This window comes from Rarobacter incanus, from assembly GCF_006715765.1.
Lineage (GTDB): Bacteria > Actinomycetota > Actinomycetes > Actinomycetales > Cellulomonadaceae > Rarobacter > Rarobacter incanus.
In genome coordinates this window covers 1867077-1887938 of sequence record NZ_VFNV01000001.1, presented here as the reverse complement: position 1 = coordinate 1887938, position 20862 = coordinate 1867077, and the positions used below count along the sequence as shown (strand labels likewise).

The 20862-nt window shown below is 64.6% G+C and carries 16 protein-coding genes, 1 tRNA gene and 1 pseudogene; 10 read left to right on the top strand and 8 right to left on the bottom strand.

Going from position 1 to position 20862, the window contains the following annotated elements; all coding sequences use genetic code 11:
- Positions 1-146 precede the first annotated feature (146 nt).
- Entirely contained in the window at positions 147-2099 is a 1953-nt protein-coding gene (acs, locus tag FB389_RS07800) for an acetate--CoA ligase (RefSeq protein ID WP_142113679.1), read from the top strand.
- A 21-nt stretch (positions 2100-2120) separates the two neighbouring features.
- On the opposite strand, the gene FB389_RS07795 is transcribed toward acs, so the two are convergent.
- On the bottom strand, positions 2121-2966 hold the full coding sequence (locus tag FB389_RS07795) for a hypothetical protein (RefSeq protein ID WP_142112499.1): 846 nt from the start codon (positions 2964-2966) through the stop codon (positions 2121-2123).
- Positions 2963-4597: a bifunctional lysylphosphatidylglycerol flippase/synthetase MprF gene (locus tag FB389_RS07790; RefSeq protein ID WP_142112497.1), complete on the bottom strand. Its 1635-nt coding sequence runs from the start codon at positions 4595-4597 to the stop codon at positions 2963-2965. The genes FB389_RS07795 and FB389_RS07790 overlap by 4 nt, the downstream gene beginning before the upstream one ends.
- A gap of 54 nt (positions 4598-4651) precedes the next feature.
- Here FB389_RS07790 and FB389_RS07785 point away from each other — a divergent pair, with 54 nt between their 5' ends.
- The 4 genes from FB389_RS07785 (at position 4652) to FB389_RS07770 (ending at position 10331) form a co-directional block, all read left to right on the top strand.
- Positions 4652-5716 (top strand): alpha/beta hydrolase, encoded by a 1065-nt coding sequence (locus tag FB389_RS07785; protein ID WP_211344979.1) that lies wholly within the window; start codon positions 4652-4654, stop codon positions 5714-5716.
- A gap of 224 nt (positions 5717-5940) precedes the next feature.
- On the top strand, positions 5941-6939 hold the full coding sequence (gene mshD, locus FB389_RS07780) for a mycothiol synthase (RefSeq protein WP_142112494.1): 999 nt from the start codon (positions 5941-5943) through the stop codon (positions 6937-6939).
- Positions 6940-6998: 59 nt separating this feature from the next.
- Positions 6999-9305 carry an RNA degradosome polyphosphate kinase gene (locus FB389_RS07775; RefSeq protein ID WP_142112492.1) on the top strand — a complete coding sequence of 769 codons (2307 nt, stop codon included), beginning with the start codon at positions 6999-7001 and terminating at the stop codon, positions 9303-9305.
- 3 nt (positions 9306-9308) lie between these two features.
- Positions 9309-10331 (top strand): NUDIX hydrolase, encoded by a 1023-nt coding sequence (locus tag FB389_RS07770; protein ID WP_246043586.1) that lies wholly within the window; start codon positions 9309-9311, stop codon positions 10329-10331.
- A gap of 60 nt (positions 10332-10391) precedes the next feature.
- On the opposite strand, the gene FB389_RS07765 is transcribed toward FB389_RS07770, so the two are convergent.
- The 5 genes and pseudogenes from FB389_RS07765 to FB389_RS07740 form a co-directional block, all read right to left on the bottom strand.
- Positions 10392-11396 carry an inorganic phosphate transporter gene (locus tag FB389_RS07765; RefSeq protein WP_142112490.1) on the bottom strand — a complete coding sequence of 335 codons (1005 nt, stop codon included), beginning with the start codon at positions 11394-11396 and terminating at the stop codon, positions 10392-10394.
- Between the two features lie 7 nt (positions 11397-11403).
- A complete protein-coding gene (locus tag FB389_RS07760; protein ID WP_142112488.1) occupies positions 11404-12018 on the bottom strand; it encodes a DUF47 domain-containing protein in 615 nt (204 codons plus the stop codon).
- Positions 12019-12240: 222 nt separating this feature from the next.
- The gene (locus FB389_RS07755; RefSeq protein WP_342776030.1) at positions 12241-13047 is read right to left on the bottom strand and encodes a hypothetical protein; all 807 of its coding nucleotides are present in this window, start codon (positions 13045-13047) and stop codon (positions 12241-12243) included.
- Between the two features lie 4 nt (positions 13048-13051).
- A pseudogene (locus FB389_RS07750) lies at positions 13052-14275 on the bottom strand (MFS transporter).
- Between the two features lie 378 nt (positions 14276-14653).
- Positions 14654-15448 (bottom strand): IclR family transcriptional regulator, encoded by a 795-nt coding sequence (locus FB389_RS07740; RefSeq protein WP_142112481.1) that lies wholly within the window; start codon positions 15446-15448, stop codon positions 14654-14656.
- 296 nt (positions 15449-15744) lie between these two features.
- On the opposite strand from FB389_RS07740, the gene chcB1 reads away from it, so the two are divergent.
- From chcB1 to FB389_RS07725, 3 genes are all read left to right on the top strand, one after another.
- Positions 15745-16503 (top strand): trans-4-hydroxycyclohexanecarboxylate dehydrogenase, encoded by a 759-nt coding sequence (gene chcB1 / locus FB389_RS07735; RefSeq protein ID WP_142112479.1) that lies wholly within the window; start codon positions 15745-15747, stop codon positions 16501-16503.
- 180 nt (positions 16504-16683) lie between these two features.
- Complete coding sequence (locus FB389_RS07730; protein WP_246043585.1) at positions 16684-18264, top strand: MFS transporter; 1581 nt, start codon at positions 16684-16686, stop codon at positions 18262-18264.
- A complete protein-coding gene (locus FB389_RS07725) occupies positions 18261-18743 on the top strand; it encodes a MarR family winged helix-turn-helix transcriptional regulator (protein ID WP_142112477.1) in 483 nt (160 codons plus the stop codon). Before FB389_RS07730 ends, FB389_RS07725 begins: the two co-directional genes overlap by 4 nt.
- A 16-nt stretch (positions 18744-18759) precedes the next feature.
- Here the strand turns inward: FB389_RS07725 and msrB are convergent, their stop codons facing one another.
- A complete protein-coding gene (gene msrB, locus FB389_RS07720; protein WP_142112475.1) occupies positions 18760-19167 on the bottom strand; it encodes a peptide-methionine (R)-S-oxide reductase MsrB in 408 nt (135 codons plus the stop codon).
- A 66-nt stretch (positions 19168-19233) separates the two neighbouring features.
- Here msrB and FB389_RS07715 point away from each other — a divergent pair, with 66 nt between their 5' ends.
- Together FB389_RS07715 and FB389_RS07710 are read left to right on the top strand one after the other, a co-directional pair.
- On the top strand, positions 19234-19962 hold the full coding sequence (locus FB389_RS07715; protein WP_142112473.1) for a M50 family metallopeptidase: 729 nt from the start codon (positions 19234-19236) through the stop codon (positions 19960-19962).
- A 317-nt stretch (positions 19963-20279) separates the two neighbouring features.
- Positions 20280-20352: transfer RNA gene (locus tag FB389_RS07710), tRNA-Lys, on the top strand.
- Positions 20353-20862 lie beyond the last annotated feature (510 nt).

The window sequence follows — 20862 nt, the reverse complement described above, 5'->3', positions numbered from 1 at the left end:
GCGCGCGGTCCGGGCCAACGGTCCCATTGCTGTGACGGGTGTCACATCTTGGGGATAGACTTCGTCAAGGACCGTTGGTCCTACGCTTCAATGACGAGCAATCGGAGGCCGCCGTGACCGATCGAACAGACGCAAGCACCAGCGGGATGGACAATCACGCGAACGAGGCCCGCTCCTTCGCTCCCCCGGCACCCTTCGCCGCGCAGGCCAACGTCGATGCGGATGCATACGGCCTCGGTGCGGATTCCGAACGGTTCTGGGCGGATCAGGCGCGCGCGATGCTGACGTGGAAAACACCCTTCACGCAAACGCTCGACTGGTCGCAGGCGCCGGTGGCGCGCTGGTTCGCCGACGGCACGCTCAACGCGGCGCACAACGCGCTCGATCGCCACGTGCAGGCTGGCAACGGCGATCGCGTGGCGCTGTACTTCGAGGGGGAACCGGGCGACACCCGGCAGGTGACGTACGCAGAACTGCTCACGGAGGTTTCCCGCGCCGCCAATGCCCTGCAATCGCTCGGCGTGAAGACCGGCGACCGGGTCGTGATCTACATGCCGATGCTGGTTGAGTCGGTGGTCACCATGCTTGCATGCGCGCGCATCGGCGCGCCCCACTCGGTCGTCTTCGGGGGATTCTCAGCGGACGCTCTGCGTTCGCGCATCGAGGACGCCGGGGCGCGAATCGTGGTCACTGCGGACGGCGGGTGGCGGCGGGGGGCGCCCGCCGCGCTAAAGCCGGCCGTCGATGAGGCAATCGCGGGTTTGGATCCGTCGCATCCCGGAGTGGACCACGTCGTTGTCGTCCGGCGCACTGGTCAAGAGATCGGGTGGACGCAGGGCCGGGACCTGTGGTGGAGCGAGGCGTTGGAAGCTGCTGACACCCGCCATGATCCGGTTTTTGTCGAAGCCGAACACCCGCTGTTCATCCTCTACACGTCCGGCACTACGGGCAAGCCAAAAGGAATCCTGCACACGACCGGCGGGTACCTGACGCAGGCAGCCTGGACGCACTGGGCGGTATTCGACCTCAAGGCGGATTCGGATGTGTATTGGTGCACCGCCGACATTGGGTGGATCACGGGGCACAGTTACGTCGTTTACGGGCCCTTAGTCAACGGTGCCTCGCAGGTAATTTACGAGGGCACCCCGGACGCACCCCATCGGGGCCGGTGGTGGGAAATCGTCCAGAAGTACAAGGTTTCGATCCTGTACACCGCGCCAACCGCGATACGCACCTGCATGAAGTGGGGGGAACAGATCCCGGCCCAGTTCGATCTTGGCTCGCTGCGCGTGCTCGGATCGGTGGGCGAACCGATCAACCCCGAGGCGTGGATGTGGTATCGGCGGGTGATAGGCGGCGGCAGCACCCCGATCGTGGACACCTGGTGGCAGACCGAAACGGGAGCGATCATGATTTCCCCCCTGCCTGGTGTCACCGCAACCAAACCGGGCTCCGCCCAGGTCCCGCTGCCCGGTATCGGCGCAACCGTCGTCGATGATGACGCGGCGCCAGTCCCCAATGGCGCGGGCGGGTACCTGGTGATAACTAAACCCTGGCCTTCGATGCTGCGCGGGATCTGGGGTGACTTGCAGCGGTTCAAGGACACGTACTGGTCGCGGTTCCCCGGCATCTATTTCGCGGGGGACGGCGCCAAGAAGGATCAGGACGGCGACATCTGGTTGCTGGGCAGGGTGGACGACGTGATGAACGTTTCCGGGCACCGCCTTTCGACCACCGAAATAGAGTCATCGCTGGTGGCACACGAAAGCGTTGCCGAGGCTGCGGTCGTTGGCGCGGCGGACGAGACGACGGGCCAGGCCGTCGTGGCGTTCGTGATCGTGCGCGCGCAATTCGCTGAACTCGTCACGGATCCGGCGCAGGCAGCCGCGCTGCAAGAACAGCTGCGCAACCACGTAGGCAAGCAAATAGGACCGATAGCAAAGCCGCGCCGGATTCTGATAGTGCCGGAACTCCCCAAAACCCGCTCCGGCAAGATCATGCGCCGGCTGTTGCGTGATGTGGCAGAGAACCGGACGGTGGGCGATGCAACGACGCTGGCGGATTCGTCCGTGATGAACCTGATCGCGCGCAAGATGTAGTGGGCGTGCGCGGTAGCCCGCCTAGCTGGCGGCCCGCTGGGCGGGCGACCGGGCCAGGATGACGCAACCGACCAACGCCAACACCAGCCCACCGATCACGGGGGCCTGCCAGCCGTGGCGCACGGTGTCGCCGAGCAGCACGACCCCGGCGACCCCGGGAGCCACCACCTCAAAAACCCAACAGACGGCAGTCACCGACCCGACGTTGCCGCGCTCCAGCGCCCGCGCAAACGCCAGCGCGCCCGCGGCAGCGAACAGAATGATCGCCGCGATGGTCGGCTGCCACAGCGCCCCAAGCAGGGTGCCGATTCCGTCCACGCCGATCGACCCGGCCACTCCCTTTGCGGACAGTCCGGCGAACCCCGACGTGCCGCGGGCAGCGACGGCGGCCCCACCGTAGCCCAAGCCAGCGGCAACGCTGAGGGCTATCGGGTGCCCTGCACGGTACAGCGCGGCCACGCTTCCCGCCACCGCCGCGGCGGCCGCGACCATAGCCCATCCAAACCAGGTCGGCGCAGCCGCGGCGGGCTGCGTGCCCGCACCCAAGGACAGCACGACCAGGGAGCCGATGATCACGGCGATTGCGATCCAATCGATGCGACGCAAGCGGGCCGCCAAGAATACGCGGGCTAATAGCACGGTGATGACCAGGGACCCCGCCAATACAGATTCCACGGCGAACAGCGGAACCTCGGTCAGCGCCACCAGTGAGGTCAACCACGCGATCCCGTCGAGGGCCAGCCCCGCCAGGTAGAGGGGACTGACCAGCACCTTTGGCCCCGAAGCGCGGCGCGCGGCGAACGCCTGCAGGACGGAAGCCGCCCCGTACATCAACGATGCCGCGATGGCTGCGGCCCAGGCGATCACCGGTCGCGCCCCATGAACCGACCGATCACCGGAATCTCGGTAACACCCTCGGCATCCGCCATAACCAGCCCTTGGGCCGCAACGAAGTCGACGGCATCCAGCACCACGTACCTCGGCACCCATTCGGGGTCGAACTTCTCATTGAACTTCGCAAGTGACTCCATTTGCGTGCGTTCGGACATCGCCTCCAGGGCGGGTCGGAAAAGTCTGGCTAGCGGACCCGACATTTCCCCGTCCAGCACGGCGCGCACGACCGCGAAGTTCAGCCCCAGTTTCTTGTCGCCGCGGCTAGCTAGTTCTTCCATCGTGGCAATGATGTTCGATTCGATCAGGCCGTTGGGGGTGGGCTGATCGGTGCGCCTGCGCATCACGTCGAGGGACCAACCGTGGATGTCGCGGGCGGGCACCCACTGCACAAAGGCATCGACGCGACCGGTGGAGTTGCGGGTCACCGACAGCAACAGTCCGGTGTCGGCGGGATCGAAAAGGCGCGAAAGCGTCATCGAGAATCCGCGTTCCACGTCACCCTGGCGGCTCTGATCGGACATCTCCAGCAGTTCAGCGCGCAGGTCATCGGCGAGGGTGGCGGGGTCGTGGAATGTCGTGACGTACCCGTCACGGTCGACTCGGCCCACGGCCTGACGCAGTGACTTGTGGGCGCCACCGGCCAGCGAAAAGCCGCCGCAGTCGACTATGGCCTCGTCCCCGAAATATACGGATCGAAGGCCGGCAGATTCGTAGATCGGCAACCACGGTTTCGCGGCGCCAAGCACGGCCACCGACCACCCGTTCGATGACACAAAGTCCAAGAATTCGGCCCACACGCGGGCTCGGTCCGCAGGGGGGCCGATGGGGTCCGGCGATACCAGGCACACCCCGGCACGTACCGCGTAGGCCACAACCGACCTTCCCTCGAAGAACCAATCTTTGTCGTCCCGCAGCGCAAAGTAGTCGAGCGTCCCTGCGCCCCACTCGTCGACGATTGCGCGCGCACGTTCGCGTTCCTCAAGGTGCTCCTTGGCGCTCAGCTTGCGGCCCTGCCGCGGGGACAACAGAATCCATAGGGCGGCGAAGACAAGTCCGATTGCCACGACGAGCACGACCGGCGACATTACCTTGTGGCTGTGTTCCAGCAGGCGGTGCGGGAAAAGTAGTGTGAAACCGACGGATAGCGCCACCGTCGCGCCCGCGATGATGCTCCCCCAACGGATCGTCAGGCGCACGGTTGAGCGCGGGGGCGCGACATCGAATGCGAACCCCTGACCGGCCAACCAGCCAAACGCGACGGCGGCGATCACCGCCTCCTCAATGTCCCCGCCTTTGAAAAGGTGAAGGATCGACGAGAGCCCCATCAAGCCCAAAGCAAGTCCCCAGGCAAGGCGGTGGCCGCGGCGCAAGCCACGCGCGGTCAAAAGCAAGGCGATAGATACAGCGACAACCATCACCGCCGCAGTCCCCGGCACTATTCCTGGCACAATGTCGATCACGCGCGCTAGGCGGGACCGCAACGGCGGGACCGCCGCCGACACCAGCCCCACCGTCGCGATCACAATCGCACCGATATTCGCAATACGCCGTGCGCGCTGCGCGCGCCTCCACGGCGCTCCCCCCGTTAAGTTCTGTACAGACACATGAACTAGTGTGCCTTGTTAAGGGAGTCGCACGGCAGAATTGGGGATCGCGTGATGTTTCTTGCAGCGCTTCGCCGGCGCCGGTACGGCGCTTCTGCGTGGTTCAGCTCTCACCGGTTTGCCGCTCTGGCGGCGGTTGGCGGCGCCGCGGTTGGGCTTTGCGCGCTTGCCGCGCGGCGCACGGCCCTACGCCGCGCCCTGGGCTGGGTTGGGGTGACCGGCGCCGTCACCGCCGCCGCGATCGAAGCTAATATCTACTCCGGCTTTGTCCCTACGCGGCAGGCCGTCCGCGTCGTCGTGGGGGGCTTGCCCTTCGTGGCGGCGCGGTCCTGGGTCACGGACTCCGGGTCCACCGTTTCGCCCCACGTCATCCCCGCAAATCCCGCCTATCGGGTACCGCGAACCACCACGTGGGTGTACACACCCGCGGGGTTCGACCCACGCGGTTCCGAACGCTATCCCGTTCTCTATGTGTTACATGGAAGCCCCGGGGGCTCATCCGATTGGTTCGCCGGCGGAGACTTGGCCGCGACGCTCGATTCGCTGATCGCTAGCAGGCGGATACCCCCGCTCATCGCGGTCGCCCCTTCGACCAATGGACGGGGGCTCGGCAAGTGGGATACCGAAGGGCTGGACTCAACCAACGGCGGTTCTTTGATCGAATCGCATCTCGTCAACGATGTGGTGCCCTGGGTGGATCGTATGTTCCCTACCGCAGCGGGCCCTATGTCGCGCGCGATCGTCGGAATGTCGGCTGGGGCTTTCGCTGCCCTGAACATCGGCTTGCGTAACCGGCGCTTATTCGACGCAATCGGCGTGCTAGAGGGTTACCCCGATGCGGGCCTGGCGGGGCATCTATTGTTGCGGAACCGGGCACAGCGCGACGCGAATACCCCCGCGTTATATCTGAGTAGGAACTCGGAGTCGGTCGCGATGCGTGTTGCGATCGTCATGGCCCAGAGCAGTTCTGCCTCCCGCCGTCGTGACATGGATACGGTCGCGTCGCTGTTGGTGGGACGCGGTGCGGTCGTCGACCAGAAGATCGCATGCGGTCACAACCACACATGGGTGATGGCGCGCGAGTCGGTGGGGAAGGCTTTAGCTTTCTTGTACGCATAGTGCACAGGGCGACGGGAACGCTCGAAGCCCCACGGAATGTTAGCGTTCTTGCCGTACCTGCATTCCAATTCCGCTTAGCGGTCTTTGGCGAGGCTTGCTGGTTGGCGCCAGGGGATGTCGAATGTGAAGATGATCGCGGCCAGGCACCGGGTTTACGCCTGCCGGGGAGGGCGCCCGGATCTGCGGTATTAACCCCACGAAAGAAAATGTGATGGACTAGCCCAATGACAGTCTCTCTCGATATTGCAAATGGCTCGGCTGCGCTGGCAGACGCGATCAAGCCTCTGCTTGAGCGAGTGGTGGCAGCAGACGGCATTGTACCGCTGTCCGAGCAGGCACGCATCGAATTGACTCGCAACATCCCAACGATCACCCATGTCACTGTGAGCGAAGACGCCAGTGTCGTCGGGTACGCGCAGATCAACCGTGCGGGTGGGCGGCCCGCCGCAGAATTGTTTGTGGACCCATCGGTACGCAGACAAGGCATTGGCAGGATTCTGCTACGCACCGCGCTGCGTGACGCGACCCTTCCCAGCCATTCGGGCGAGCCCGGAGCGAATGCCCCGTTGCGCGTGTGGGCACACGGCAACCTGCCTGGCGCCCGGCAGCTTGCGGAGGGAGAAGACATGCATGTGGTGCGCGAACTAGATCTCATGGAGCGTCCGCTCGGCAGCGAAGAGGATCCCTCGGCAACAGTCGAACTACCGTGGATCCCGTCGGTTGCGACCACGCTGGCGACATTTGGCCCCAACTGCCTAGTGCAGAACTTCGTCGCGGAGCGCGACGAACGCGCATGGCTCGACCTCAACGCACGCGCGTTCAACGACCACCCAGAGCAGGGCCAATGGACGCTCGCCGATTTGCGCGCCCGGATGGCCGAATCGTGGTTCGATGCCAATGGATTCTTTGTTGTGCGCGGTCGTAACGACGCAGATGGCACAGATATAGACGAGGTCGGCCCGCTCCTTGCCTCGGTGTGGACAAAAGTTGAGCCGGATGCGCTGGCAACCGGGGAGATCTACGTCCTAGCGGTTGACCCGTCCGCACAACGGCGCGGTTGGGGCAAACGTCTCACCATGCTGGCACTAGCCTCACTGCGCGATCGCGCCATTACGACCGCCACCTTGTGGACAGATGCAAACAACACGCCCGCGGTCACCACCTATCAACGTGCAGGCTTTGCCGTTACCCGCACCGATGTGCAGTACGCCCGTCCCAAGTAGTTACCCACAGTTCGCCGGTTCGAGTTCCGAATTGGCACGTGAGGTGCCACGATAGGCGTATGACTGACGCGACTGAAGTCCAGCAGACCGAGTTAGCACAGGGCGATTCCCCACTCGGCCAAACGCTTGCCGAGCACATCGCCGAACACATTGCGGACAAGGCGCGCGGCAAGGCCGCCGCGACACTCCCCGGTCCGGCGCAACCCGAGGAGCTACCACCGTTGCCCGCGGACCGGTTCTTGGACCGGGAAATATCCTGGCTCGCCTTTAACAAGCGCGTTTTAGAGTTGGCGGAGGACTCGTCCCTCCCGTTGCTTGAACGCGCAAGGTTCCTTGCCATCTTCGCGTCGAACCTCGATGAATTCTTCATGGTTAGGGTCGCTGGACTAAAACGGCGCATCGCCACTGGAATCGCGGTTACGGCGGCTTCGGGCCTCAGCCCCCTGCAAGTACTGGACCAGATTTCCCAGCGGGCCCACCAGCTCATGGACCACCACGCCGCGATCTTCGCAGATCAGATCCGTCCAGCATTGGACAAGGAAGGCATCTCATTGGTCCACTGGGCGGACCTTAGCGCTGATGAGCAAGACCGCCTGCGCAAATACTTCCGTCGCCAGATTTTCCCGGTACTCACTCCGCTCGCGGTTGACCCGGCACACCCCTTCCCTTATATCTCGGGGCTGTCTCTCAACCTCGCCGTCGTGGTCCGCAATCCCGCCACCGGTAAGGAACACTTTGCACGCGTCAAGGTTCCGCCACTGTTGCCCCGCTTCATCGCGGTTGACGAACACGGGCGCCCCAGCGCTCCCGACATCAAGTCGGTGACCGCGGACCACGGCAAGACATCGTTCGTACCGATCGAAGAGGTCATTGCGGAACATCTCGATGCGCTGTTCCCCGGGATGGAAATCGCAGAACACCACACGTTCCGGGTGACGCGCAACGAGGACGTGGAAGTTGAAGAAGACGACGCAGAGAACCTTCTGAAAGCAATGGAAAAGGAGCTGCTGCGTCGGCGCTTTGGTCCGCCCGTCCGCCTGGAGGTCGCGCGGGGGATATCCACGCGCGTGCGCACGATTTTGACCCGCGAACTCGGGGTCAAGGAATCGGAGGTGTACACCCTGCCGGCGCCGCTGGACCTCACAGGGTTGAATCTAATAGCCGATCTCGCACGGCCCGACTTGCAATACCCGAAGTTCGTCCCCACGACCAACCACCAGCTGGCGGAAGTTGAACGGGCAACCCCCACCGATTTCTTTGCCGCGATCAAGACGCGCGACGTGCTTCTGCATCACCCCTACGATTCCTTCTCGACATCTGTGCAGACGTTCTTGGAGCAGGCGGCCGCCGACCCAAACGTGCTGGCCATCAAGCAGACGCTGTACCGCACCTCGGGCGATTCGCCGATTGTCGATGCGCTCATCGATGCGGCCGACGCCGGAAAGCAAGTGCTGGCTCTGGTCGAAATCAAGGCCCGTTTCGATGAGCAGGCAAACATATCGTGGGCCCGCAAGCTAGAGCATGCCGGGGTTCACGTCGTCTATGGAATCGTCGGGCTGAAAACGCACTGCAAGCTCTCACTGGTGGTGCGTCAGGAGTCCGACGGGCTGCGCCGATACTGCCACGTGGGCACCGGAAACTACCACCCCAAGACGGCGCGCCTGTACACCGACCTGGGCCTGCTGACATGCGATCCGACCATCGGCCAGGACGTTTCACGGCTATTCAATCAATTGTCTGGCTACGCGCCGCAGACCAAGTTCTCGAGGCTCTTGGTGGCCCCGCGGACGGTGCGCACGGGGTTGATAGCGCGCATCGAACGCGAGCGCCGGGCCGCGCTGGCCGGTCGCGAGGCCTGGGTCAAGATCAAGGTCAATTCGGTCGTCGACGAGCAGGTGATCGACGCCCTTTATCGCGCGTCGCAGGCCGGGGTGAACATCGACATCATCGTGCGCGGAATCTGCGCGATTCGACCAGGAGTGCCGGGGCTGTCGGAAACCATTCGGGTGCGCTCGATCCTGGGTCGGTACCTGGAACATTCGCGCGTATTCGCGTTCGCGAATTCGGGTGGCCCCGCCATCGGGGACGGCGCGGAGTCCGGCGCCGAGGTCTACATCGGATCAGCGGACCTGATGCACCGAAATTTGGATCGCCGCGTCGAGGCGCTGGTTCGCATCGAGGATCCGGGACATGCCGCAACCCTGCTGTGGCTTCTGGATGAATCCACAGCAGAAAAGACTTCATCGTGGCATCTGGAATCAGACGGAAATTGGCGGCGCGTCAGCCAAGGCGAAGATGGGCCACTTGTCGACCTGCAATCGGAACTGATCGCGCGGCAGCGGCGCCAGCTCAAGGCGGGGCGGTAGCCCGTGGCGCCCACCGCCGTCCGCGTCGTCGATATGAGCGCTGAAGTCGAACAGATCGACACGTCCGTCGCCCCAGTCGTGCAGGCAGCGGGAACCCTGCCGTGGCGCGTCCACAAGGGCGAATTGCAAGTTGAATTGATACACCGGCCGCGATATCGAGACTGGTCTTGGCCGAAGGGGAAGCTCGACAAGGCCGAATCGCGTCCCGTCGCTGCGGTGCGGGAGACGGCTGAGGAAACGGGCCGCCCCGTTGTGCTCGGTGTCCCGCTTACCGGCCTCCAGTATCTGCTTGCCGACGGCACGGTGAAACGCGCCCACTACTGGGCCGCGCAGCGCGCAGGCGCCGACGTGCCCGCGGTTGCAGCCAGGTTCCCGGTCCCACCCGTAGACCCGAACGAGATCGACGACCGAAAGTGGATGACACCCGAGAAGGCGCTGGCAAAACTCAGCCGGCCTTCCGACCGGCTCCCGCTTGAGACCTTGTTGGACGCCCACCGAACCGGCACCCTGGCGACGCGCCCCTTGATCATCGTGCGCCACGGCAAGGCCGTCGATAGATCCCGCTGGTCCGGCGACGAGGCCACCCGTCCCCTCACACCGTTCGGCTCAGGGCAGGCCAGCGCACTGGTGCAACTCCTGGCCTGCTACGGGGTCCAGCAGATCGTTACCAGCCCGTGGCAGCGTTGCGTTTCGACGGTCGAACCGTTCGCGGCAGCCTCCGGGATCCCGCTTACCCCGCTGGACAACATCACCGAAAGGGCGCACGAACAAACAGCGAAATCCGCATTCGATGCCACCACCGCCTTGATCGAAGGCAACGTGGGCGCCGTGCTGTGCACGCACAGGCCGGTTCTGCCCACCGTTTTCGACGCACTGCGACAGTTCGCGCGGGCGCACGCAAGGCGGGCGCTGCCGCGCTCGACCCCCTATTTGCAACCCGGGGCGTGCCTGGTCGCGCAGATCGCGGACACCAGCGCGGGCCCGCGCATCGTCACGGTCGAGAAGTTCAAACCGCAGGTGTGGTGAAGGCCCCGGGCACCTTTAGCACCCGGGGCCTTCACCCGCTGATCCTGGTTTGGGTCGCCGCTACTTGAGCATCCCGTTGACGACCCAGAAGCTGACGGCGCCGACTATCGCCGCCGCGGGAATCGTCAGCACCCACCCGACAACGATGTTCTTGGCCACGCCCCACCTGACCGCCGAGACCCGCTTGGTGGCGCCAACCCCCATGATCGCAGAGGTAATCGTGTGCGTCGTTGAAATCGGCGCGTGCAAAACGTAGGCGTTGACATAGAGGACAATTGCGGAAACGCTCTCCGCGACGAACCCGCGCGCGGGATCGAGCTCGATAATGCGGCGCCCCAGTGTCCGCATGATCCGCCATCCGCCCGAATACGTGCCCGCGGATATGGCCAATGCCGCGCAAACCTTAACCCACCAGGGGATGGAATCATCCTTCGAATAGTGCCCACCTGCGATAAGCGCGAGCATGATGATTCCCATCGTCTTTTGAGCGTCCTGCAAACCGTGACCCAGCGCCATGGCGGCGGCCGATGCCGTCTGGGCGATGCGGAACCGGCGGTTTGTCGGGTTGGGGCGAGCGTTCCTAATGAGCCACAACACCCCGACCATGACGACAAACGCCAGCCCGAATCCGACCAGCGGTGAAACCACCATTGGGATGACGACTTTGTCGACGATGGAGGACCAGAAGACCGGAATTCCGGCGGCCAATCCGACGCCGGTGAGCCCGCCGATCAGTGCATGTGTCGACGAAGAGGGCAACCCGAACCACCAGGTGATGAGGTTCCAGGTGATCGCGCCGATCAGTGCGGACAAGACGATGATCAAACCAAAATGACTGGACTGATCCTGAATGTCCACGATGTTGTGCGCGATGGTTTCAGCGACATTGGTGCCGAGCATGGCTCCGAGGAGGTTGCACACCGCGGCCATGGCCAGGGCGGCCCGCGGTGTCAGCGCCCGGGTGCCGATCGAAGTGGCTATGGCGTTGGCCGCGTCGTGGAAGCCGTTGGTGAAATCGAAGGTTAGTGCGATCAGTACTACCAGGATGACGAGCGCGAACTCCACGTCGCGATCACGCTTCCTTGACGGCTATGGTCTCGACGAAGTTCGCGACCTTCTCGAACGCGTCGGCGGCCTTTTCCAGCACCTCAACCACCTCGCGCTGCTTCATGAGCTGGATCGGGTCCTTGACGTCTTCAAAGAGATGACTAATCAGCTTACGGTACGCCTTGTCCGCTTGGTTCTCTAGGCGGTTGATCTCAACCCAGTAGTCGTGCAGTTCATTCATGGACCGCAGCCCCGGCATAGCGGTCGCGGTCAGTTCGGCCATCCGTCGCAGGATTTCGACCTGGTCGTCAACCCGGTCCGGCAGTTCATCGATTTTGTACAGGACAATGCGTTCCGCCGCCTCATCCATGTAGTCCAGGCAGTCGTCCAGGCCCGATGCGAGGTTATATATGTCGTCGCGGTCAAAGGGCGTCACGAACGTGGAGTTGAGGCGCTTGATGATGGCGTGGGTTGCCTCATCTCCGGCGTGCTCAATCTCGCTCATCCGCTTCGCAAGCTTCTTGCGGTCCGAACCTTCGGCGCCAGTAATCTGGGCCAAGATGTTCGATCCTTCGACGAGTTGCTGGGCCGATTCGGCCAGGAGCTCAAAGAACGTGTTGTCGCGCGGGGTGAATCGCACAGCAGTCTCCGTACATGGTTGGGTTGTGAAGCGGTCGGATATGGACGCCGACGCATCTCACAATAACCGGTAAACGCCGGGTGTCCATAGTGCGAACATTTGGTGCCCGAAATGTCGGCACAAATGGAAAAGCGACGCCAGACCGGGAGCGCCTCTCGGCGTGTGGCCGCTCGCAGCGGCTGGTGTTGGAGCCCGGGGCTACCGCAGCCTGACGTCGCACCATCAGTCTAACTTGCCGCCGCGCCATAATTCGGCCGCGTGCGTCAGCTCGTCCGCGGTGCGGTCCATCCCCGCCGCGGCCAGAGTGAGGCGCCGGGCCCGGTCGCCCGCGACCAGATCGAGCGAGTCGGCATCGAAGGCGGCGCCCGTTGCTAGCAGCCTGCAAAACGCGGCAGCGCGCTCCAGCGCGACCGCCAGGTCACCGCCGTACACCCCGCCTAGGACTGCGTCCGCGACCCTGCGCAGGTCCTGCGGTCCGGGCGCGCTTGCCGCCCCAGCGATCGCCTCCGCAACCGGCGCGGCGGCTATCCCCATGCGGTACCGGCGTGTGGTCTGCTCCGGATCGCGCCGCACAAACTCGCGCAGCATGTAGAGCCGCCACAGGGCCCCCGGCAGGGTCTCGGCAGGAGAATCCGCCCACAGGCCCGCGACCAGGTCCAAGCCTTCGGTATCGACCAACCGGATGAGCCTGCCGACGACGTCGGGATCCTCCGAGTCGCGGGCGCCGTGCACGATCATGTTCGCGGTCATATGCGCGAGATCGTTGCGCAGCGCGGGGTCGGGATCCCCGGGGATCTTTTCGGCGTCGCGCCAGTCCAAGCTTGCTGGTCTGCGCGGCCTTCGGCCGTTTTTTCCCGACGAGTTCACCGCCCCATTGTCCCGCATCCCCGCGAAGGTGGCGCGGACACGGGCACGCCCGGCGTCCCAGTCGGTCCCGCGGGCAGCGGCACGCCCGGCGTCCCAGTCCGTCCCGCGGTGATGGGCAGGTGTGCGACCGGGCACGCCGGGCGGGGCGACGGACGCAGCCATTCGGCTACGCGGTCGCCGTCGCTGTAAGTGCGGCCCTTTGCCTCTTTTCGAGCCACATGATCAGGGCGACAATCGCGATCCCGACGATCCCGACGACGATGGCGCCGATGTACGCGCCACGGTAGTAGTTCGTCGCGGCGGGGTCCGGGCCGACAAAGGCGGTAGCTAACTTGGGGCCGATGTACCCACCGATGGCATAACCGATGAACATGATCCCGTAGTTGATCCCAAGGTTCTTCATGCCGAAGTTGCGTGAGGTCATGGGCGGGAATATCACCAGTACGCCACCAAATGCGAACCCTAGAACCACGATGCAGACCGTAAAGAAGAAGGCATTGGATGCGGCCGACATGGCCGCCATCGCGACAATGGTTGCCCCGAGGGATATGAGGAGCGACCGATTCGGGCCGATTTTGTCGTACAGAGCGCCGAAGCTGAGGCGACCTGCAAAGTTCGCAAGGGTCGAGATCGAGACGATAATCGCACCGAACGCGGCGGCCTCCATGCCAAACCCGCCGCCGACCTGCAAAACGGCGATTGGCTTGGCGGAGCTGACAAGCATGTTCCCGGCGGTGGCAGCGCACGCCATCAGTAGAATCATCGCCCAGAACAATGGGGTCGCCATCATCTGCTTCCAGGTCTTTTCTGTTGCGGCCCCGGCCGTGCCCGCCGTGACGGCGGGCGGCGTCCAGCCTCGCGGTACCCACCCCGCAGGGGGCGTGACGATCAACCAGCCGCACGCCGCGATCGAAACGAAGAAGATGATTCCCAGGGCGTGCAGGGCCGTTGTCACGCCGTACTTTTCGATCAGCGAGTTCATGATCGGCGCCAAGATCGCGGGACCTATAGCCGCGCCAGCAAGCAGCATTCCGGACACCTTCCCGCGGATGTCCGGGAATCACCGCAGCGTGACCGCGATTGTGGGGTTGTAAACGGCGCCCACGCCAAGGCCTGCCAGCAGGCCGAATACCAGGTACAGCTGCCCCGTCGAATGTACGTTGCCGGTCAGGAACCAGCCGAGCCCGTAGGCGACCGCACCGCCGTACATCAACGGGACCGCGCCGTACTTGTCGGCGATGCGCCCCGAGAAAATGCCGCCGAAGGCCATGGTGAACAGGTAGATAGACATCGCGAGCGGCACGGCCCCCGCGTCTAGCCCGTTGGTTTCGATCAGTTCCTGCTTGAACACGCTGAATAGCGCGATACCGGCAATCATGAAGGAAATCACGAAGCCGCCTAGGAATACCAGCCATCGCGACCTGGTCGTTTGTGTGGACACGCCTGCCTCCGTCGTGAGGGCGGGGAGCCACCCGCCATTGGATCATTTAGTGCACTTGAGTTCACTATATGGACTTGGGTCGAGGCGGGTCGGGACCTACGGCCCGATGCGCAGTGGGGAAAGAAAATCTCGCTAGACCCATACGCCGCTAGCTGACGCAGCAGGCCGCCGCCTGCTTAGGGAAACTGAACGCGGCGCGGCGAACTAACGCGCAGAGCGCACCGACGCCCACCCGGCGCGGCGAACTAACGCGCAGAGCGCACCGACGCCCACCCGGCGCGGCGAACTAACGCGCAGAGCGCACCGACGCCCACCCGGCGCGGCGAACTAACGCGTAGAGCGCACCGACGCCTGCTCGGCGTAGCGCACCGTAGCCTCCGTCAGGCGCTCGAACTGGCCCGCGAAACGCGACTGCGGCACGTGCAACGACAGGCAGGCAGGCACCGCCGAACCAACCCAGATGGGCGCGGACACGCACGACGCCCCTTGCAAGTATTCCTCGCGGTCGTACGCGACACCAGCAGCGCGCACGCGCACGAGTTCCGCCTCGAAGGCAGCGCGAGTAACAATCGTCGCGGGTGTGAGCGCGGGGAAGGCGCAACGATCGAGCACGGAATCCTTCACGTCCTCCGGGCAGTATGCGAGCAGGATTTTGGCCGTCGCGCGCGCGTTTATCGTGTCCATTTCGGGTCCCAGCGGACGCGGAACCAGCCGCAGAGTGTGCATTGATTCCACCGATTCGACGAGCGATATCTGGTCGCCGCTCCACGCTCCCAGGTACGCGGTTTCCCCGGTTTCGGCCGCCAGTCCGGTTAGCGCTTCGTGGAACGCCTGGGGGGGGCGGCGCAGCCGGGAGGCCGCAGCCGCGAGCACGCGCGCCGCGGGACCCAGCACATACGCGGGGCCCGGGGCCTTTTCCAGCAGCCCTTCATGCAACAAGGTGCGCAACAGGTTGTGAGCAGTGGCGGCGTTGATCCCTACACGCTCGGCCACATCCCGCGCCGACACCCCCGCATCCGACTCGGCAACCGCCATCATGATCGCCGAAGCCCGGGAAACCGACTGGATGAGAGTCCCCGCCTGCTTGCCCTCAGCGACCTGCGCCGCACCCTGCTCACTCATGCCTTCGATTGTCGCACCGCGCGCACCCGCGAACCCGATCAAAGGGCCCGCGCTGCGCCCGCGCCCGACCAGCACCCCGCCACGGATAAGCGCGCCGCTGGCGCGCGCCTTAGTGCCGCGCAGCGATCACGCGCAACGCGACCAAAGCAAGACACCACATTTCGATCGAACGATTAGGACGTAAGACCCCTCGCGGCGCGCACTTGCGGTAGCTAGATTGGGACTACTGAAGTTCACTATCTGCCATCAGATTCAGATAATGCAAAAAGTTTGGATGGGCGAGGAAGGGCCACACCATGACAAGCACGACAGGTCGCGTAGCGGGCAAGGTTGCACTAATTTCCGGCGGTGCGCGGGGCATGGGCGCCGCCCACGCGCGCACGCTGGTCGCCGAGGGCGCGAAGGTAGTCATCGGCGACTTATTGACCGACGAGGGAACCGCACTCGCCGCCGAACTTGGCGAAGACAATGCGCTCTTCGTGACACTCAACGTCACGGACTACGACTCGTGGGCCGCCGCCGTGCAGGCGTCCGTCCAGAAGTTCGGCAAACTCGATGTCCTGGTCAACAACGCGGGCATTTTCACTCGCGGCAACGTCGAGGACGCAACGGTCGATGACTTCGTCAAAACGATCGACATCGACCTCAACGGCGTCTTCTTCGGGACGAAAGCGGCGATTGGCGAGCTCAAGAAGAACGAAACCTCCTCGATCATCAACATCTCATCGATAGCGGGCCTCGTCGGATTCAAAAACCGCGTCGCGTATGCGGCGGCTAAGTGGGGCGTCATGGGGATCACCAAGACTTCCGCGCTGGATTTTGGCGCCGATGGCGTGCGCGTCAACTCGATCCACCCCGGGTCCGTCAATACGCCGCTTACGGCCGGGCTCAAGCGTGGGTTCGGGCAAATCCCCGCCGGCCGGGCGGCCGAGCAGGAGGAAATCTCGGCGCTCGTTCTCTATCTGGCATCCGACGAGTCGCGTTTCGTGAACGGGTCGTCGATTGCAATCGACGGCGGCGAGACCGCCGGCAACAACCTGCGCGCCGACTCCTAACCCCAAATCTGCCGCCGGCCTAGTTCTTGTGACCTCTCTCCCTCCCCTCTCCCGGCGGTAGCTGCGGGTGCCCAATTCGTTCCAGATTGGGCACCCGCAGCACCCTTTTAACCACACCTGTGACGCACTCAACACCCCGCTCCACCCCCTTTCGTTGCCTAAGGCAACTATTATCGATGGGTGACCACAACTACCAACCCCATCGCCCACGCAGGCATCGAGGCGTCCCCGCGCCCCACCCGCCAGGTCCTTGAAGCCATGTCCGGCATCCTCGTCGGGCTGTTCGTCTCCGTGCTGTCGACCTCGATCATCTCGTCGTCGCTGCCCGTCATCGTCGCGGACCTCAAGGGCACGCAGGCCGCCTACACCTGGATCGTGACGGCAACCCTGCTGACGTCCACAATCAGCACCCCCATCTGGGGCAAACTGGCCGACCTCACCAACCGCAAGCGCCTCATTCAGCTGGCGCTTGCCATCACCGTCATCTCCAGCGCGCTGGCCGGAATGGCGCCCAACGTGCTCAGCCACATCGCGTTCCGCGCGCTGCAAGGCATCGGCGCGGGCGGCCTGATGTCGCTGGGCCCGGTACTGATCGCCGACATCGTCTCCCCCCGCGAGCGAGGCAAGTACATGGGATACGTCGGTGCCTTCACCGGCGTGGCCATGGTCGGCGGACCCGTGCTGGGCGGATTCATCACCCAGCACTTCGGCTGGCGGTGGATCTTCTACCTAACACTGCCGCTCGCCATCATCGCGATCGTCACCATCCAGCGCACCCTGCAACTCCCCGAATTCACGCGCCGACGCGTCAAGATCGACTATTGGGGGGCGTTGCTGATCAGCCTCGGCGTGGCATCCCTGCTGCTGTGGGTGACCTTTGCCGGGGACGATTTCGCCTGGCTGTCCTGGCAATCCGCGGCGTTTGTGGGCGGCGGCATCGCCGCGCTCGCCGTCGCAGTCCGCATCGAATTGGTCACCGATGAGCCCTTGCTACCCATGCACCTATTCAAGAACCGCACCTTCGTGGTCGCCATCGTCGCCAGCGCCGCGATCGGGATCTCCCTGTTCGGATCCTCCGTGTTCCTGGGCCAATACATGCAGCTGTCGCGCGGATATTCAACGATGGTCGCCGGACTCGCCTCGCTTCCGACGGCCGTGGGAATGTTCGCTGCCTCAACGCTTTCGGGCAATATCATTGCCGCGACGGGCCGGTACCGCAGGATCATGATCGCCGGTGCCATCACGCTGATCGCGGCACTTGGTGCGCTGGGGACCATCAACGAGAACACGCCCTTGGCGCTCATCTTCGTCTACCTGTTCGTCATGGGCACGGGCGTTGGCATGCTGATGCAAAACCTGGTGCTAGCCACCCAAAACACGCTCGATATCAGGGACATCGGGGCGGGCACATCCGCCGTGGCCTTCTTCCGGACCATGGGCGGGGCGATGGGCGTGGCCGCGCTCGGATCCGTCCTTAGCACCAAAGTGCGTGACGAGGTCTCCCACGGCCTTGCGACTCTGGGCGTAGGCACTGGCGGTGGCCTGACAAACATCCCCGACCTCCACTCGTTGCCCGCGCCGATCGTGTCCGTGATCGAACACGCCTACGGCGTCGGTGTCCCCCACGTCTTCTTGATCAGCGCCCCGATCTCCGTGCTTGTGCTGATCGCACTGCTCTTCATGCGCGAAATCCCGTTGGGGACCAGCAGTGGCGAGCAGTTGCGTGAGCAGGCCGCGGCGCAGGAGACTGTTGAACTGTGAGCGCATCTCCCCCCGTCGCATCCGAGTTCCCGCCCGCCGCGCTCATCGAGCTGTTGCGCGACCTGGGCGTGATACTGCGACGGGGGCGCCACATCACGCAGCGGGCGATCCACGCCGTGGACCCGCGGCTGGACCCCAGCGCGTTTCCGCTGCTGAGCTTCCTGAAGCGGAACCCCGGCGCAATGTTTTCCGAGCTTGCGGGCGCCCAGGGCGTTTCGAAGGGGACCATGTCGCGGCAAGTGGCGCGCCTTGAATCCTTCGGGCTGATAGAGCGCGGACCCGACGAAAACGACTGCCGATCCGTCAGGTTGTCCCTCACCCCCGCCGCACTGGAATTGGTCGGCGCGGTGCGGACCGAACAGCTGGAAATTCTGGGGGCGGCACTGGCGGACTGGGGACCGGACGACGTCGCGAGCTTCGCGGCGGGGCTGCACCGTTTCGCTGAGTCGGTGACGGCGTGGGAGAACTCGTCGAAATAATCGGCAGCTGAAATAGCTAGCTTTCGTCCGCCGGCACGAACTCAAGGGCAAGCGAATTGATGCAAAAACGCTGGCCAGTCGGCGTCTGCGGGGCGTCATCAAAGATATGGCCCAGGTGCGAACCGCAGTTGGCGCAGCGCACTTCCGTGCGGACCATCCCGTGGCTCTTATCCTGCACGTATTCGATCGCGCCCGGCTTGATGTCCTTGTAGAAGCTGGGCCAGCCGCAGTGCGATTCGAACTTCGTTTCGGCGTCAAACAACGGCGCGCCGCAACCCGCGCAGTGGTAGGTCCCCGGTCGGTGTTCGGCAAGCAGCTCACCGGTAAAGGGGCGTTCCGTCGCCGCTTCGCGCAGGACGGCGAAACGCGGGGCCGTCAGGATTTCGCGCCATTTCTCATCCGACCTGGAAACTTGGTAATTCACGGGTGCCTCCTTGGCAATAGTTGAACCATTCAGGTCAACGTCAGACCCCTATGATGTGATTCCCTTATGACCAATCTAGCGACCCTGTGGGAGCATGTCGCGGCGCGCACCGCGCCCCTGGACGGGCGCAGCGCCGCCATCGTGGGGGCATGCGTGCTGGTTGCGCTCGCGTTCCCTCCGGTGTGGGCGCTGGTTCGTCACGTCATCACGATCGCGCACGAAGGGGCGCACGCTGTCGTCGGCGTCGTCGCCGGGCGCAAGCTCAAGGGGATCAGGCTGCATTCCGACACTTCGGGGCTCACCACCTCGACGGGCCGGGCCGGTGGGCCGGGGCTGTTCTTTACCGCCTTGGCCGGGTACCCGGGGCCCGCAATCGTTGGGTTAGGCTGTGCGGCGGTGGTGGCGTCGGGGCACGCCACCGGGTTGCTTTGGGCGTGGATTGCCGCGCTCGCCGTCATGCTGGTGTGGGTACGCAACTGGTTCGGAATCCTGCCGATCGTGGGGTTGGGAGCGGTCCTGGGCGTCATCCTGTGGCGGGCGGACCCCCAGCTGATCCAGTACAGCGCGTACGCGCTGACGTGGCTGCTGGTGCTGGGCGCCGTGCGGCCCGTGATCGAGATGCAGGTCCAGCGCGCGCGCTCGCGGGGGCGGTCTGGGTCCGATGCGGACGCGCTTGCGCGCCTGACCCGGATTCCGGGGCTGTTCTGGGTGGTCGTATTCCTGGGTGTCACGTGCGCGCTCGGCGCCGTCTCGGCGCTGTGGCTGGTGACCGGGTCCATTCGGTGGTTCGGTTAGGCGCGCTGTGACGCCGCCAGCTCCTGTACCGCGAACCCTACCGACCGCAGTCGCCGGCGACTAGTTCCAAACGGTAGTTCCGTTTCGCGCGGCGCTGCGAGGTGGGCGGGGCCGTCCGGCGGCTCGGTTCAGCGCGGCGCTGCGAGGTGGGCGGGGCCGTCCGGCGGCTCGGTTCAGCGCGCCGCTGCTAGGTGGGGGCGCCAAGCGAGTTTGCGCCGCGCCCAACAGGATTCGGCGCTAACCCACCTTTGACGGTAATGTTGTCCCCGCGGCATTTCGGTGCTGCCCGCTCAGTTCCCTTTCGAATCCTGGGCGGAGGGCCTCTAGCTCAGTTGGTAGAGCTCCGGACTTTTAATCCGTAGGTCGTGGGTTCGAGCCCCACGGGGCCCACCCTGCTCAAACCACCGCACTCGAACCAAAACCCCGCACTCGACGTCTCCGCGCACCCCCACACGCGCCGAGCGCGCCCCTTCCAGTCAAAACCCCCGCACAAACCACCGCCCTCGAACCAAACCACCGCACTCGACGTCCCCGCGCACCCCCACACGCGCCGAGCGCGCCCCTTCCAGTCAAAACCCCTCCGTCGGTCGAGTGGCCCTCGCAGCGGGCATATCGAGACCACCCCCACACGCCTACTGGTCTCGATACGCGCCCTTGGCGCACTCGACCAGCGAAGCACACCCCACTCGACGCCCCCCGGGCACCCCCACACGCCTACTGGTCTCGATACGCGCCCTTGGCACACTCGACCAGCGAAGCACACCGCACTCGGCGTCCCCGGCCACCCCCACACGCGCCGACCGCGCCCCTTCCAGTCAAAACCCCTCCGTCGGTCGAGTGGCCCTCGCAGCGGGCATATCGAGACCACCCCCACACGCCTACTGGTCTCGATACGCGCCC

Excerpts from the sequence above, each read along its gene's own strand:
- acs (WP_142113679.1), top strand. The coding sequence starts at position 147 with ATGGACAATCACGCGAACGAGGCCCGCTCCTTCGCTCCCCCGGCACCC.
- mshD (WP_142112494.1), top strand. The coding sequence starts at position 5,941 with ATGACAGTCTCTCTCGATATTGCAAATGGCTCGGCTGCGCTGGCAGAC.
- FB389_RS07740 (WP_142112481.1), bottom strand. The coding sequence starts at position 15,448 with ATGAGTGAGCAGGGTGCGGCGCAGGTCGCTGAGGGCAAGCAGGCGGGG.
- FB389_RS07755 (WP_342776030.1), bottom strand. The coding sequence starts at position 13,047 with ATGGCTGCGTCCGTCGCCCCGCCCGGCGTGCCCGGTCGCACACCTGCC.
- FB389_RS07715 (WP_142112473.1), top strand. The coding sequence starts at position 19,234 with ATGACCAATCTAGCGACCCTGTGGGAGCATGTCGCGGCGCGCACCGCG.
- chcB1 (WP_142112479.1), top strand. The coding sequence starts at position 15,745 with ATGACAAGCACGACAGGTCGCGTAGCGGGCAAGGTTGCACTAATTTCC.
- FB389_RS07785 (WP_211344979.1), top strand. The coding sequence starts at position 4,652 with ATGTTTCTTGCAGCGCTTCGCCGGCGCCGGTACGGCGCTTCTGCGTGG.
- FB389_RS07775 (WP_142112492.1), top strand. The coding sequence starts at position 6,999 with ATGACTGACGCGACTGAAGTCCAGCAGACCGAGTTAGCACAGGGCGAT.